13 protein-coding genes and 4 tRNA genes (1 of these 17 cut by a window edge) are annotated in these 15,847 nt (G+C 44.9%); 14 read left to right on the top strand and 3 right to left on the bottom strand.

Features of this window, described 5'->3' with window-relative positions; all coding sequences use genetic code 11:
• The 9 genes from rlmH (at nt 1) to L3V23_RS10545 (ending at nt 8,372) form a co-directional block, all read left to right on the top strand.
• Nucleotides 1-471: a 23S rRNA (pseudouridine(1915)-N(3))-methyltransferase RlmH gene (gene rlmH, locus L3V23_RS10585; RefSeq protein ID WP_042486506.1), complete on the top strand. Its 471-nt coding sequence runs from the start codon at nt 1-3 to the stop codon at nt 469-471.
• Between the two features lie 6 nt (nt 472-477).
• Complete coding sequence (gene mrdA / locus L3V23_RS10580; protein WP_102953743.1) at nt 478-2,361, top strand: penicillin-binding protein 2; 1,884 nt, start codon at nt 478-480, stop codon at nt 2,359-2,361.
• Nucleotides 2,361-3,482 (top strand): rod shape-determining protein RodA, encoded by a 1,122-nt coding sequence (gene rodA / locus L3V23_RS10575; RefSeq protein ID WP_042486480.1) that lies wholly within the window; start codon nt 2,361-2,363, stop codon nt 3,480-3,482. The genes mrdA and rodA overlap by 1 nt, the downstream gene beginning before the upstream one ends.
• Nucleotides 3,482-4,270: a septal ring lytic transglycosylase RlpA family protein gene (locus L3V23_RS10570; RefSeq protein ID WP_102953742.1), complete on the top strand. Its 789-nt coding sequence runs from the start codon at nt 3,482-3,484 to the stop codon at nt 4,268-4,270. The genes rodA and L3V23_RS10570 overlap by 1 nt, the downstream gene beginning before the upstream one ends.
• An 88-nt stretch (nt 4,271-4,358) precedes the next feature.
• The gene (locus L3V23_RS10565) at nt 4,359-5,534 is read left to right on the top strand and encodes a serine hydrolase (protein ID WP_042486485.1); all 1,176 of its coding nucleotides are present in this window, start codon (nt 4,359-4,361) and stop codon (nt 5,532-5,534) included.
• Nucleotides 5,535-5,803: 269 nt separating this feature from the next.
• On the top strand, nt 5,804-6,082 hold the full coding sequence (gene ybeD / locus L3V23_RS10560; RefSeq protein WP_042486486.1) for a DUF493 family protein YbeD: 279 nt from the start codon (nt 5,804-5,806) through the stop codon (nt 6,080-6,082).
• A 190-nt stretch (nt 6,083-6,272) separates the two neighbouring features.
• Nucleotides 6,273-6,941, top strand: a complete 669-nt coding sequence (gene lipB, locus L3V23_RS10555) for a lipoyl(octanoyl) transferase LipB (protein WP_237292313.1) — start codon at nt 6,273-6,275, stop codon at nt 6,939-6,941.
• Nucleotides 6,938-7,903: a lipoyl synthase gene (gene lipA, locus L3V23_RS10550; RefSeq protein WP_102940238.1), complete on the top strand. Its 966-nt coding sequence runs from the start codon at nt 6,938-6,940 to the stop codon at nt 7,901-7,903. Before lipB ends, lipA begins: the two co-directional genes overlap by 4 nt.
• Nucleotides 7,904-8,039: 136 nt before the next feature.
• Nucleotides 8,040-8,372, top strand: coding sequence for a hypothetical protein (locus L3V23_RS10545; protein ID WP_042486494.1), 333 nt, complete (start codon nt 8,040-8,042; stop codon nt 8,370-8,372).
• A 103-nt stretch (nt 8,373-8,475) separates the two neighbouring features.
• Here the strand turns inward: L3V23_RS10545 and glyA are convergent, their stop codons facing one another.
• The gene (glyA, locus tag L3V23_RS10540) at nt 8,476-9,726 is read right to left on the bottom strand and encodes a serine hydroxymethyltransferase (protein WP_102953738.1); all 1,251 of its coding nucleotides are present in this window, start codon (nt 9,724-9,726) and stop codon (nt 8,476-8,478) included.
• Between the two features lie 347 nt (nt 9,727-10,073).
• On the opposite strand from glyA, the gene L3V23_RS10535 reads away from it, so the two are divergent.
• Entirely contained in the window at nt 10,074-10,673 is a 600-nt protein-coding gene (locus tag L3V23_RS10535; RefSeq protein ID WP_102953737.1) for a YitT family protein, read from the top strand.
• A gap of 97 nt (nt 10,674-10,770) precedes the next feature.
• Here the strand turns inward: L3V23_RS10535 and vexH are convergent, their stop codons facing one another.
• Nucleotides 10,771-13,878: a vibriobactin export RND transporter permease subunit VexH gene (gene vexH / locus L3V23_RS10530; protein WP_237292312.1), complete on the bottom strand. Its 3,108-nt coding sequence runs from the start codon at nt 13,876-13,878 to the stop codon at nt 10,771-10,773.
• Complete coding sequence (locus L3V23_RS10525) at nt 13,878-14,936, bottom strand: efflux RND transporter periplasmic adaptor subunit (RefSeq protein WP_237292311.1); 1,059 nt, start codon at nt 14,934-14,936, stop codon at nt 13,878-13,880. Before L3V23_RS10525 ends, vexH begins: the two co-directional genes overlap by 1 nt.
• Nucleotides 14,937-15,222: 286 nt before the next feature.
• Between L3V23_RS10525 and L3V23_RS10520 the strand changes: the two genes are divergently transcribed.
• The 4 genes from L3V23_RS10520 to L3V23_RS10505 all read left to right on the top strand — a co-directional run.
• Nucleotides 15,223-15,307, top strand: a tRNA-Tyr gene (locus tag L3V23_RS10520).
• 104 nt (nt 15,308-15,411) lie between these two features.
• Nucleotides 15,412-15,496, top strand: a tRNA-Tyr gene (locus tag L3V23_RS10515).
• Between the two features lie 104 nt (nt 15,497-15,600).
• A tRNA-Tyr gene (locus L3V23_RS10510) sits at nt 15,601-15,685 on the top strand.
• Between the two features lie 104 nt (nt 15,686-15,789).
• Nucleotides 15,790-15,847: transfer RNA gene (locus L3V23_RS10505), tRNA-Tyr, on the top strand; it runs 127 nt beyond the window's last position.

The following is a 15,847-nucleotide window of genomic DNA, read 5'->3' as shown; positions in this document are numbered from 1 at the left end:
GTGAAAATTCAGCTTATTGCCGTTGGCACTAAAATGCCTAAATGGGTTGAAGAAGGCTTTCAAGAATATCGCCGTCGCTTCCCTCACGACATGCCACTTGAGTTAGTTGAAATCCCAGCTGGAAAACGCGGCAAAAACGCTGATATTGCAAGAATACTGCAAAAAGAAGGCGAAGCTATGCTGGCTGCCGTGCCAAAAGGCAACAGAATTGTTACCCTCGATATTCCCGGTAAGCGCTGGGATACAGAGCAACTTGCTGGCCAGCTCGAAAGTTGGAAGCTAGACGCGCGAGACGTATCCATTTTGATTGGCGGTCCAGAAGGGTTATCACCAGCTTGTAAAGCGGCGGCTGAACAAAGCTGGTCTTTATCACCTTTAACTTTGCCACATCCGTTAGTTCGCGTCGTCATGGCCGAAAGCTTGTATCGGGCGTGGAGTATCACTGCCAACCATCCATATCACCGAGAATAGGCATCGATGTTACGTAAGAGTAACCCGTTTCGAGATTACATTGCTGAAGCACGGCTTTTTAAAAGCCGTGCTGTGGTCTCGTTTGTTGGCATAGTGTTCATGATGGGCATTCTTATCGCGAACCTTTACAACATTCAGGTCAACCAATACCAAGACTATAAAACTCGATCTAACGATAACCGAATTAAAGTTGTTCCTATCGCGCCAAATCGAGGTTTAATCTACGACAGAAACGGACGCCTATTGGCAGAAAACCGTCCTGTGTTTAACTTGGAGATCACGCCAGAGCAAGTGAAAGATATCGACGGCACCATCGCTCGCTTGCAAGAATTCCTCGAAATAACGCCGGAAAAAATAGCGACGTTTGAGAAAGAGCGTCGCCACTCTCGTCGTTTTAACTCAGTACCTTTACTGACTCAGTTAACAGAAACTGAGGTTGCAAAATTCTCAGTACAACAACATAAATTTCCCGGCGTTACCGTTACTGCAAGCTTGAAACGCTACTACCCTTATGGCGAAGTGCTGACTCACGTTATCGGCTATGTTTCACGCATCAATGATAAAGACATCGAGCGCCTTGAAAGAGACGAACAAGTTGCCAACTACCAAGCAACTCGTGATATCGGCAAACTGGGTATTGAGCGCTATTATGAAAGCACACTTCACGGCACCGCAGGCTATCAAGAAGTTGAAGTGAACAGTCGTGGCCGTATAATCCGCACGCTCAAATATGTTCCGCCAATTCCCGGCAAAGATATTGTTCTTAACCTAGATATCGACTTACAACTTTACGTGCACAAACTGCTGGATGGAAGGCGTGGAGCGGCGGTTGTTCTCGATCCAAAAGACAACGGCATTCTGGCGATGGTCTCAAGCCCTAGCTACGATCCTAACGCCTTTGTCCATGGTATCTCCGGTAAAGAATACAGTAGCCTGTTGAACGATAAGAACCGTCCACTGGTTAACCGAACAACTCTAGGTATTTATCCTCCGGGTTCGACTGTTAAACCTTTTATTGCGGTTTCTGCCCTGAAAGAAGGCGTGGTTACACCCAATACCACCCGAAATGACCCAGGTTATTGGAAGATTCCTAACTCAACCACACGCCCATTCCGCGATTGGTTGCGCTGGGGACACGGGAGAGTCGATATCATCAAAGCACTTGAAGAGTCGGTCGATACCTTCTTCTATCAAATTGCTTACGATTTGGGCATTGACCGTTTGTCTGACTGGATGATGCGCTTCGGTTTTGGTGACTATACAGGCATCGATATTTACGAAGAAAGTAAAGCGAACATGCCAACCAGAGAATGGAAAATGTCTCGTCATCGCACGCCGTGGTATCAGGGTGATACGATCCCTGTTGGTATTGGCCAAGGCTACTGGACGGCGACACCAATGCAAATCGCCAAAGCGACCTCTGTATTGGTTCACCATGGTGAAGTTTGGGCGCCTCATTTACTCCGTTCAACCATCAATAACGGTGAAGAATTCACTCGTCAGAAAGAGGCGGAATATGTCAGCTACCCGCCAATTACCGGCGTTCCTAAAAAATACTGGGAAATGGCAATCGAAGGTATGTATCTGGTAAACCACGGTAAAAAAGGGACAGCAAGACGAGCTTTCCAGAATCTAAAATACAAAAGTGCAGGTAAATCAGGTACTGCTCAGGTATTTGGTTTAGCGGAAGGACAAGAATATAACGCAGACGAACTGGCAGAACACTTACGCGACCACGCACTATTTACTGGTTTCGCTCCAGTTGATGATCCCCAAGCAATTGTTACCATCGTTTTAGAAAACGCCGGTGGTGGTTCAACCAATGGTGCACCAGTGGTTAGACACATATTCGATCACATCATAATGGGTGCTCAAGAGGACGAAGAATAATGAAACTGGATCCTTCAACCGGACAAAGTCGGGCTCTATTTGAAAGACTCCACATTGACCTACCTTTGTTGATTGGTATTTTAGTCGTTTTTGTTTTTGCGCTCATGGTTATGTACAGCGCCAGTGGACAGAGTATGGCGATGATGGATCGTCAGGCAATGCGCATGGTATTGGCATTAACCGTCATGATTGCTCTAGCGCAGATATCGCCACGAACTTATGAAAGCCTGGCGCCCCTGCTTTATTTTGCGGGCGTTATTTTGCTTTTAGGCGTGCTCTTTTTCGGTGAGTCTTCCAAGGGCGCACAGCGTTGGTTAAACTTGGGATTTGTGCGTTTCCAGCCATCGGAACTGCTCAAACTGGCGGTACCGCTAATGGTTGCTCGCTATGTGGGTAAGCGTCCACTACCTTCTAGTTTTCGAACACTGGTTGCTTCGATTGTGATGGTACTAGTCCCTACCATCTTGATTGCCAAGCAACCAGACTTAGGCACATCAATATTGATTGCAGCATCGGGTATCTTCGTTATCTTTCTTGCTGGTATCAGTTGGAAAATTATCATTGCAGCGGCAGTGGGCGTAGGCGCTTTCATCCCTGTATTGTGGTTTTTCCTGATGCGGGAGTATCAAAAAGTCCGCGTACGAACACTGTTCAACCCGGAGTCCGACCCACTAGGCGCGGGTTATCATATTATCCAAAGTAAAATTGCTATCGGTTCTGGTGGTATTTCAGGCAAAGGTTGGCTGCACGGCACTCAATCTCAGCTAGAATTTCTCCCAGAGCGACATACTGACTTTATCTTTGCAGTTATCGCCGAAGAATGGGGCATGATTGGCATCTTAGGACTTCTATCTGTATATCTATTTATTATCGGACGAGGTCTCTATTTGGCGAGCAATGCTCAAACTGCTTTTGGCCGCATGATGGCAGGCAGTGTTGTTCTTAGCTTCTTTGTTTACGTGTTTGTGAATATTGGCATGGTAAGTGGCATTCTACCAGTGGTAGGTGTTCCTCTTCCTTTGATTAGTTATGGCGGGACATCTATGGTTACCCTAATGGCTGGCTTCGGTATCTTAATGTCGGTTCACACTCACAGAAAAGCATTTTCAAAGGCGACTTGATGAAATTAAAAGCGTTCTTTTTCCCGCTGTTAGTGTTGATGATCTTAGCTGGCTGTTCGAGCTCCGGCGGCCGCTACGATATTAAAGATGATGTAGCACCCAATACCCCAATTTCGGTAGAACATATTGAAGATGCACACCCACAATATGAGCCTTATAGCCGAGGCGGGAATAAGGACTACACATTACGTGGTCAAAAATACCAGATAGTTAAAAATACCGATGGCTTTAAAGAACAAGGCCAAGCATCTTGGTATGGTAAAAAATTTCATGGACACCTTACGTCCAACGGCGAGATTTATGATATGTACTCAATGAGTGCTGCACATAAAACACTGCCAATACCTAGCTACGTTAAGGTGACGAATCTTGATAACAATAAAACAGCCATAGTTCGAGTCAATGACCGCGGGCCATTCCATTCTGGTCGAATTATTGACTTAAGCTATGCGGCGGCTTACAAGTTAGATGTAATTAAAACAGGCACTGCTAACGTCTCGATAGAAGTCATCAAAGTAGATAAACCACTGACAAACCAAGTTAAAAAATCAGATCCACGATATATAATTCAAGTCGCTTCTTCACAAAGTGAAGAAAGAGTTCGAACTTTATCGCAAAATTTGGGACAAAGCTTATCGGTGCAAAGTTTTATCGATAGTGGTAATGGTAGCCATAGGGCTGTTTTAGGCCCTTTTACTGACTATACGCTGACTCAAGAAACATTAGAGCGTGTAAAGTCCTTAGGTTACGAAACCGCATTTATTAAAAAGTACCAAGTTGCACAGTAATGACTGACGAGCCAAGGCATATCGGCTCTGGTTTGAATAGTCGTTTCTGTTAAGATATACAAAACCAACTAGATAACACGCATTTACCATGAAAAAATTGATTCTAAATTCTGTTCTGGCGTCGTCCACTGCGCTTTCTACTCTTATCTCATTCACAGCCGCAGCTGCACCTATAGTTATGCCAGACGCACCACAGATCGCCGCAAAAGGCTATGTTCTGATGGATTTTCATTCAGGTAAGATTCTGGCTGAAAAAGAGATGGACACAAAGCTGTCTCCTGCAAGTTTGACCAAAATGATGACGAGCTACGTTATCGGCCAAGAACTCGCGCGTGGAAATATCTCTCCTAATGACGATGTCGTGATTAGTAAAAACGCGTGGGCTAAAAATTTCCCAGACTCTTCTAAGATGTTTATCGAAGTCGGCACCACGGTAAAAGTGAGTGACCTGAACCGAGGTATTATCATTCAGTCTGGTAACGACGCTTGTGTAGCCATGGCTGAACATATCGCCGGTTCAGAAGATGCTTTCGTAGACTTAATGAATGCTTGGGCAAGTTCTCTGAAAATGACCAACACGCATTTCGCGAACGTACACGGTCTAGACGATCCAAATCTCTACTCAACACCTCACGATATGGCTCTGCTAGGTCAAGCGCTAATTCGTGATGTGCCAGATGAATACGCACTTTATTCTGAGCAAAAATTCACTTACAACGGCATCACTCAGTACAACCGTAACGGTCTGTTATGGGATAAGAGCATGAACGTTGACGGTATCAAGACAGGTCACACATCGAACGCTGGTTACAGCCTAGTAAGCTCAGCAACTGAAGGTAAGATGCGTCTTGTAGCCGTTGTAATGGGCACTAAAGATGCGAATGCTCGTAAATCTGAAAGCAAGAAGCTATTAAGCTACGGCTTCCGTTTCTTCGAAACCGTTGCACCACATAAGAAAGGTGAAACCTTTGTTGAAGAACAAATCTGGATGGGTGACAAGTCAACTGTTGCTCTAGGCGTTGATGAAGACACTTATGTAACTCTTCCACGTGGTCAAGCGAAAAACCTAACTGCAAGCTTTGTACTTGAAAAAGAGCTAAAAGCCCCAATTAAGAAAGGTGATGTAGTTGGTAAGCTTTACTACCAAGTAGACAATGAAGATGTTGCTCAGTACCCTCTATTAGCTCTAGAAGATGTGAATGAAGGTAGCTTGTTCAGCCGCCTATGGGACTACATTGTTCTACTATTCAAAGGCTTGTTCTAATACCAATTCTAGCAATTGGGTATAGTATTTTAGTAATTTGACAGGGAAGCTGCTTTTTACTCAAACTACTTGGAACTGCAGGTAGGCGGCAAATAAGTGAGTCCCCATAAGCATAGATAACTATGTGATTGGGGCGAACGAGTGCGGCCAACGCCACTGCAGTTTCAAATAGGAAGAGTAATGCGGCTTTTTTGTTCACTTGAGATCCACGTCGATAGGCTGTAATATTCCGCACCGCTTAATCGAATGCCAAACTTGGAGTTTCCAATATGTTGACCATCAACTCTGATGCAAAATTAAAAGACCTGCTTGAGTTCCCTTGTTCTTTTACCTACAAGGTGATGGGCCATGCAAAACCAGAATTACCTGAGCTTGTACTGGAAGTAATTCAACGCCACGCTCCTGGCGATTACAACCCACGAGTTAAGCCTAGTGCGAAAGGTAACTATCACTCAGTGTCAGTGACCATTACCGCCACTTCTATCGTGCAAGTGGAAACCCTGTATAAAGAACTGGGTGATATTGAAATTGTACGCATGGTTCTTTAACTGAACCAAATCAAATAATTCGATATCAATTAAAATATTTTTGAAAGCAGCATTAAGCTGCTTTCTTTATATTTATCAAACCGTTAAGAAAACATTACTTAAATTATGGTCAAAAAAATGCCCTCTATGAGTAGTTCCTCGCTCTTAAGGCGTTTATAATCACCAAAATTTTCACAACCACTGACGGAATATGACACTAGATAACCAGCTTGTTGTCAGACAATGGGGTCGACAAGACTACCATCCAGTTTGGCAGGCTATGCATGAATTTACCGATCAGCGTGACGAAGAGACTCGTGATGAAGTCTGGCTTGTCGAACACAACCCAGTATTTACACAGGGTCAGGCAGGTAAAGCTGAACACTTGCTCAACACAGGTGATATTCCGGTTGTACAAAGTGACCGTGGCGGTCAGGTGACTTATCACGGTCCGGGTCAGTTAGTGGTGTACTTTTTGATCAACCTAAGACGCAAAAAATTAGGTGTTAGAGATCTGGTAACGGATATTGAAAATTTGGTTATCAATACTCTGAAAGCTTACAATATTTCGTCTGCAGCGCGTCCGGATGCTCCGGGTGTCTACGTTGACGGAAGAAAAATCTGCTCACTTGGTCTACGAATTCGTAAAGGCTGTTCATTTCATGGGCTAGCTTTAAACGTCAATATGGATCTCACTCCATTCTTGCGAATTAACCCTTGCGGTTACCAAGGCATGGAAATGGTACAAGTAAGCAACTTAGTTGGCCCGGCAGATATCCACCAAGTAGAAAAACAATTAATCCAAGAACTCGTACCGCTATTCGGCTACGAGCATGTCGAATTCAGCACTGAAGCACCCTCAATCGGTAACAAAGTATGAGCAAACCCATTCAAATGGAAAAAGGCGTCAAATACCGTGACGCTGATAAAATGGCACTGATTCCTGTAAAGAACATGCCGACAGAACAAAAAGAAATCTTGCGTAAACCTGAGTGGATGAAGATCAAGCTGCCAGCAGACAGCCAACGTATCCAAGACATCAAATCAGCAATGCGTAAGAACAACCTGCACTCTGTTTGTGAAGAAGCGTCTTGCCCTAACTTGGCTGAGTGTTTCAACCACGGTACAGCGACCTTCATGATTTTAGGTGCAATTTGTACACGTCGTTGTCCATTCTGCGATGTTGCCCATGGTCGCCCTGTTGCTCCTGAAGCCGATGAGCCGAAAAAGCTAGCGAAAACCATCAGTGATATGAAACTGAAGTATGTGGTTATCACCTCTGTAGACCGTGATGATCTTCGTGATGGTGGTGCACAGCACTTTGCTGACTGTAACCGTGAAATTCGCGCTTTGAATCCAAATATTCGTATTGAAACTTTGGTTCCTGATTTCCGTGGTCGTATGGATGTAGCGCTGGACTTGTTGAAAGACAACCCGCCGGATGTGTTCAACCACAACTTGGAAACAGCGCCTCGCCTGTACCGTAAAGCGCGTCCGGGCGCGAATTACAAGTGGTCACTACAACTGCTACAAAAATTCAAAGAGCAGCATCCAGAGATTCCAACAAAATCAGGTTTGATGATGGGCCTAGGTGAGACAAAAGAAGAGATCATCGAAGTGATGAAAGACCTTCGTGCTCACGGCGTTACTATGCTAACCCTAGGCCAATACCTAGCGCCAAGCCGTCACCATTTGCCGGTTGAACGTTACGTTCCACCAGCAGAGTTTGATGAGCTAAAAGATATCGCGCTAGAGCTTGGTTTCACTCACGCGGCTTGTGGTCCGTTTGTGCGTTCTTCTTACCACGCAGATATGCAAGCGCAAGGTTTAGAAGTAAAGTAATCAATACTTGAACAACTAAATCAATGAAAAGGCGATATGTCTTCGGATATGTCGCCTTTTTTGTGTCTATGATTGAATAGATGCAAATAGTTTTATAGGCTAACCACTGACTCTTAAATCATGAAGGACAATGATAATGAAAAATTTAACGATGCTCGCTTTCGCTCTGACAACAGCAGCAATTACAGCCGGTTGTTCTTCGAACTCTCAGACAGACAACTTCCGCGAAGCTTCTTTCGAGTTATGTAATACAGAAGTCGATATCTACTCTGTCAGCGACGATGGCAAAGTTCGCATTGTCTGTTCAGATGGTTCTAAGTTTGCTTTGGCAAGTGAAGATACACTCGAAGTGATGCGTGAGATTAATATTGAATATTGTGATGGTGAAGGCTTAGGTAAGTTTACCGAAAGCAACAAATACTACATGTTCAAATGCAAATCCGGCACTTTGATCAGCATGGCTAAATAGAACGAACTACAGTTCTATGGCGATGTTATATAGCCAATGAGTTCGCCAGTTTAAAGATGTAAAAAAGGCCTGCATTGCAGGCCTTTTCCATATGTTCAAGCGATTAAGCGTAAACTGGTAGACGCTTACAGATATCAAGCACTTTTTGTTTTGTTGCTTCGATAACCGCTTCGTCGTTGATGTTGTCTAGAACATCACACATCCAGTTAGCCAATGCTTTCGCATCTTCCTCACTGAAACCACGGCGAGTGATTGCAGGTGTACCAACACGGATACCAGAAGTGACGAATGGGCTACGAGGATCGTTTGGCACTGAGTTTTTGTTTACAGTGATGTTCGCTGCACCTAGAGCTGCATCCGCTTCTTTACCTGTGATGTCTTTGTCGATTAGGTCAACAAGGAACAGGTGGTTTTCGGTACTGTTAGAAACGATTTTGTAACCACGTTCTTGGAACTGAGCAACCATTGCTTTTGCGTTCTTAACAACACGCTCTTGGTAAGCTTTGAATTCAGGTTCCATAGCTTCTTTGAACGCTACCGCTTTACCAGCGATAACATGCATTAGAGGACCACCTTGGCCGCCAGGGAATACTGCTGAGTTCAGCTTCTTGTACATCTCTTCACCAGCGTTTGAAAGAATCAAACCGCCACGTGGGCCTGCTAGTGTTTTGTGAGTTGTAGTAGTAACAACGTGTGCGTGTGGGATTGGCGTTGGGTATACACCCGCAGCAATCAGACCAGCAACGTGTGCCATATCAACAAACAGGTAAGCATCGACTTTGTCAGCGATTTCACGCATGCGTTTCCAATCAACGATTTGTGAGTAAGCTGAGAAACCACCGATGATCATCTTAGGTTTATGCTCAAGAGCAAGAGCTTCCATTTCGTCGTAGTTGATTTGACCCGCTTCGTCGATACCGTAAGGAATCACGTTGTAGTGTTTACCAGAGAAGTTTACTGGTGAACCGTGAGTCAAGTGACCGCCGTGCGCTAGGCTCATACCTAGAACAGTGTCACCTGGGTTTAGAAGAGCCATGTACACTGCGCTGTTTGCTTGAGAGCCAGAATGTGGCTGAACGTTAGCGTACTCACAGCCAAATAGCTGGCATGCACGGTCAATTGCTAGAGATTCCGCTTTATCAACGTACTCACAACCGCCGTAGTAACGCTTGCCAGGGTAGCCTTCAGCGTATTTGTTTGTTAGCTGAGAACCTTGAGCTTCCATTACACGCGGACTGGTGTAGTTTTCTGAAGCGATAAGTTCAATGTGCTCTTCTTGGCGAAGAGTTTCTTCCTGAATGGCAGCGTATAGCTCCGGATCATAATCAGCGATGTTCATATCACGCTTAAGCATCTGTATCTCCTGACTCAGATTTGACTGAAAGTAGCAAAAAACCACACAACGACCAAAAGCAAACGTTTTCGTCACCGTAATATGGCGCGCATTCTACATAATTTGATTTATATCATAAAGCCCAAATTACAGAAATTATCATGCAGTTTTTTCATGTTGATTGACAACACCGCTCATCTTTTGCGCATTTAAGATGAGTGTCTACATTTTCTTTACACTATGTAAATTTGGGATTACATAGGTTTACCCTAATTTTTGTTCGCTAGCTACCGAAAAAATCAGGTTTTAATTAGTATCCACTTATTCTTTACCAATTACTTATTTTTTAGCAATTAATGGCATCTTAAATGGAAACACATTCACGGAAGGAAGATTGGGTAGCGATCTTCACTGGCACCTTTATCGTGTCTCAGGGACTATTTTTTCTAAAAGCAGCCAATTTGATCACAGGTGGTACTGCGGGTTTAGCACTTTTACTGACGCATGTATTCCCTTGGAGCTTCGGCGCACTCTACTTCTTCGTCAACATGCCCTTCTACCTGCTTGCGTGGAAACGCTTTGGGGTTAGGTTCTCGATCAACACGGCTATCTCTTGCGCTTTGGTTTCTGTCTTTACTGATCACTTGTCGAATTTCATCACTATCGAACACGTTGATCCCGCCTACTGCGCTCTAGCTGGCGGCCTACTGACAGGCTTAGGCATGCTGATTCTGTTCCGCCACCGCTCAAGCTTGGGTGGTTTTAACGTGCTATGTCTGTTTATTCAGGACAAGTTCGGCATTTCGGTGGGCAAAACACAACTCGTTTTAGATTGCATCATTGTGTTTACTTCGCTGTTCTTCTTAACACCGTCAATTATTATCTTGTCTATCGCAGGTGCTGTTGTACTCAACATCGTATTAGCGATGAACCATAAGCCTTCGCGTTACTCGGTGAAATATATCTAGACACCGTGAAAGACAATTAGACGAAGTTGAACAAGAATTGAAAAACGAAAGCCCGCTATTTTGCGGGCTTTTTGATTTTGGCTTCAAGGAAACGGGCTTAGTGAGTTGTTCGGCCTTTGTTATCGTGCCCCAACTCTCTGTTCAGTTCCGCTTCAACATGCCCCGGAGCTTGTGTCTTCGCTGAAATTAAACGGTACATTGCAGGAATAACAAACAAGGTAACCACGGTAGCGAATGCCATACCAAAGAAAATAACCGTACCCACAGCCACACGACTTTCATAACCAGCGCCAGTAGAGACAATCAGAGGAATAGAACCAGCCAGAGTTGTAAATGCTGTCATCAGAATAGGACGAAGGCGTCGCGCAGAAGCATCCACAATCGCTTTTTCAAACTCAACTCCACGGTCACGCAACTGGTTGGCAAACTCAACGATTAAGATACCGTTCTTGGTCACCATACCAATCAGCATCACCATACCTATTTGACTATATACGTTCATCCCCTGCCCCATAATAAATAGGCCGAGGAAACCACCGAATACGCCCATAGGTACAGTAAACATAATTACCATTGGGTTGATAAAGCTTTCAAATTGAGCGGCAAGCACTAAGTAAGCCACCAACAAGGCTAGTGCGAATACAACCGCAACACTCGACTGGTTTTCCTTAAAGTCTTTAGACTCACCGGAATAGCTGACGGAGATGTCGATTGGCAATATTTCCAAAGCTTTTTGATCCATAAAGTCCAGAGCCTGACCTAAGGTTGCCCCATCGGCTAAGTTCGCAGTAATGGTAATCGCTTTTTGCTTATTGTAGTGCGACAGGCGAATCGCCGACGCCACTTCCTCGATTTTGGTGACGGTATCCAGAGTGACAAGATCGCCGTTTCCAGTACGCATATAGATTTGGCTTAAATCCGCAGCATTATTGAAGCTGTTTTCGTCACCGCGTAAATAAACATCATACTCTTCACCACGCTCGACGAAGGTTGTAACCGCCTTACCACCCAGCATAACCTCCAGCGTATCCGAAATATCTTGCACACTGATATTCAGTTCCGATGCTCTTTGTTTATCAACCGTCACCACCAGCTCAGGCGTTTTCTCCGAATAGTTGATATCCACGCCCGTCATGTAGGTTGAGCTTTCCGCTTCCGCTTCTAGTTTCTCAGCCCACTCTTTGAGCTCAGTATAATCTGAGCCACCAAGTACAAACTGTACCGGCTCATTGGAACCGCCGCGGAAACCGGGCATAAATGGAATCACACGGACATCGGGAATGCCTGCTAATGCTTTTCTTACCTCACCCAGTGCGTTTTGAGCAGTAATGCTGCGCTGATTCCAATCATCCAGCGTCATAATGACAAAACCCGTCTGATCTCCAGCATTACCACCAAATGCTGGCGACTGAATACTGAACGATCTTAAGAAGCCTTGCCCAAGCAAAGGTTTCAATCGAGCTTCCACTAAGTCCATATTGGCAGACATACGGTTGTAACTGGTTGCATCTGCGCCTCGTACAAATGCAAAGATAACCCCACGGTCTTCAGACGGCGTCAGTTGCGCGGGAACACTCTGCATAAACTGGTAACTGCCACCAATACAGCCAAGAATGACTAGAGGAGCAAACCATTTAAAGCGCAAAGCAAAACGCAGCATAGTGCGATAAGCCGATTCCAGTTTTGCGAATAACTTATCAACAAAGCGGTTAAAACCATTCGGTTTCACATTTGCTTTAAGAATCTTACTGCCCAGCACAGGCGTGAGGGTCAGTGCTATCAATGACGAGAAAATCACCGACATTGCCAGCAGCACCGAGAACTCAGTGAACAGCAAACCGACCATTCCATCCATAAACGAGATTGGCAGGAACACCATCACCAACACTAAGGTCGTGGCAACAACAGCAAAGCCTACTTCACGTGTGCCTTTATAGGCAGCAAGCAAAGGTTTCTCGCCCTGCTCAATATGGTGGAAGATGTTTTCCACCACCACAATAGCGTCATCCACAACCAGACCAATCGACAAAATCAGTGCCATCAAGGTGATGAGGTTAATAGAGAAGCCAAAGTAATAGGCAGCTATAAAAGAAGAGATCAAGGATACAGGTACAGTAATCGCAGGGATCAATGTCGCGCGAGCCTGACCGATAAAGATATAGAGCACTAAAACAACCAGACCACCAGTAATAAATAAGGTGCTGTATACCTCTTCGATAGAGCGTTCAATGAAGATGGTTGAGTCGTAGTTCACCACCAACTTGGTGTTTTCAGGCAGGAATTTCTGAATGTTATCGACCTGCTGATGAACCCGTTTCGCCACCTCCAGCGGGTTAGCATCTGACTGAGGAACAATCCCCATGCTCACGTTCACGACACCGTCTGTTTTATACGTCGAGTTTTCATTCTCAGCGCCTAGAAATACATCAGCCACATCTTTGAGATAAATCGGCGATCCGTTAACGCGTTTAACCACTAGGTACTCGAAGTCTTGCGGCTTTTGATAAGTTCGAGCGGTACGAACCGACATCACCGTAGAATCGTTACGAACTTGACCTCCTGGGCTTTCGATATTCTCACGACGTAATGCAGCTGAAATATCTGAAGTGGTCACACCCCGCCCCGCCATCAATTCTGGTTGCAATCGTACATACATTACTTTGTACAAACCGCCAGAGACGTCCACAGAGCTGACGCCCGAAATCAGGCTAAAGCGGTCAACCAGAACTCGTTCCATATAATCGGTTAACTGAGTTCGGTCCATCGTCGATGAACTCAAGTTAATGTACATAGAAGCTTGGCCAGAACCATTGTTCTTAAACACCAGAGGGTCATCCGCCCCTTCAGGCAAAGAGCGCTGAGCCCGCGCAACCGCATCACGAATATCACTGACGCCGGTATTCAGGTCATAACCAAGGTTGAAGGTGACCGTAATACGAGACGAACCGTTACGAGTCACTGATGTAATTTCGTCGACGCCACTGATACCCGTTAACTGTTCTTCCAGAACAGAAGTAATCTGGTTTTCAATAATGGTCGCGGAAGCGCCTTGATATCGGGTTGAAATAGAAACAACCGGATTTTCAATATCCGGCATTTCTCGCACAGCAAGCTTAGTAAAAGAGACAAAGCCAAACACGCACAGCAGCATACTTAAAACTAGCGCGGCAACTGGGCGTTTTACAGAAACATCAGAGATCAACATTAGTTGTCATCCTTGTTCACTGGCAGGCCCTCTGCGGTCACTTCGGACACTTTAGCGCCATCACGCATGTTAACAATACCTTGAACAACCACTTTCTCACCAATATCTAGTCCTTGCTCAATCACCACTTGGTTTTCAACACGAGCGCCTAGAAGCACTTCTGTTCGAACCGCTTTGTTTTCTTGGTTCACAACATAAACATAACGCTTGGTGCCAGAGTATTCGAGAGCCTGAACCGGAATAATCGGTGCTTCAATTGCTGGGAAAGCTAAGTTCGCTGAAACCAACATTCCCGGTTTAAGTAAGCCACCAGCATTGGAAAAATGAATGCGCACTCTTAAGTTCAGCGTTTCAGTATTTACACGAGTATCGATACCAACCACTTCGCCTTCAAATGTCTTGCCCGGCCAAGCATGTGTTGTCCCAACCACTTTCATGCCTTTAGAAAGCATCGACAAATAACGTTCAGGAACCTGAAGATCCAACTGCATTAATGAAAGGTTATCTAACGTCATCAGTTCAGTACTGGTACTGACAATCTTACCTCGGCTGAAATCGATAAAACCTACAGTGCCAGCAAATGGGGCTTTGATATGAAGATCATTCCAGTTCGCTTCTGCCGCTTCTAAGCGCGCCTGAGCAATATCAACACTGGTTTTCTGAGCATCAATTTCAGTCTGAGTGATGGCGCTTCTCTTTAACAAACGCTCGTATTCGGCCAGCTTACGTTTTTCATCACGCAAATACGCTTTTGCTTCGGCGACAGAAGCACGAGCTTTTTCGTCAGATAACTGCACCAATAATTGATTTTTCTTTACTTCCTGATTGGCTTTGACCGCAATAACGTCTACTTTCCCTGCCACTTCTGGCGAAATAATGACTGACTGTTCAGCTTCCAATTTGCCAACTAAAGCAAGTGATTGAGAGATTTGATGAACTTGCACTAAATCAGTGACGACAGAGATAGCAGGTGCACTTCTTGGCCCCGCAGCGACAGCGCCTTGGCTACTTAATAAGGCAATAGCAAGAACAGCAGAAAGAATCGAAACGTTTTTCATAAACCACATCAGCATATAAGAAAGAACTTTTATTATAACGAGTTATAGCACGTGGAAACGTAAAGGAACGTAAATTTGATATTTCCATCTCCTTTTCAAACCACTATTTCAAAAAGAAAATGGGGAATTACGGCCATCTTTGCCCAAAAAGCCAGCATTCAATTCAAAAAGACAAAAAAAGGGTTTACACAAAGTCCGAGTTTGATAATATGCGCTCCGCACTTGATTGATGTGTTGGGAAAACGTCAGTTAAGTCTTATCTTGTAAAAGATTAGGAAAACACCCTGGAGGGGTTCCCGAGTGGCCAAAGGGAGCAGACTGTAAATCTGCCGGCTCCGCCTTCGATGGTTCGAATCCGTCCCCCTCCACCATATTTTCTTGTGAGACGATAAGTTCTTGTGAGAGCAAAACTTGATTGATGCGTTGGGAAAACTTCATTCAAGCCTCTTCTTGTAAAAGATTAGGAAAACACCCTGGAGGGGTTCCCGAGTGGCCAAAGGGAGCAGACTGTAAATCTGCCGGCTCCGCCTTCGATGGTTCGAATCCGTCCCCCTCCACCATATTTTCTTTTGAGACAATAAGTTCTCTCGAGAATAAAACTTGATTGATGCGTTGGGAAAACTTCATTCAAGCCTTCTCTTGTAAAAGATTAGGAAAACACCCTGGAGGGGTTCCCGAGTGGCCAAAGGGAGCAGACTGTAAATCTGCCGGCTCCGCCTTCGATGGTTCGAATCCGTCCCCCTCCACCATATTTTCTTATGCGACGATAAGTTCTCATGAGAGCAAAACTTGATTGATGCGTTGGGAAAACTTCATTCAAGCCTTCTCTTGTAAAAGATTAGGAAAACACCCTGGAGGGGTTCCCGAGTGGCCAAAGGGAGCAGACTGTAAATCTGCCGGCTCCGCCTTCG

The organism is Vibrio sp. A1-b2, from assembly GCF_021726015.1.
Taxonomy (GTDB): domain Bacteria; phylum Pseudomonadota; class Gammaproteobacteria; order Enterobacterales; family Vibrionaceae; genus Vibrio; species Vibrio diazotrophicus.
This window is presented reverse-complemented; position numbering and strand designations above follow the sequence as displayed.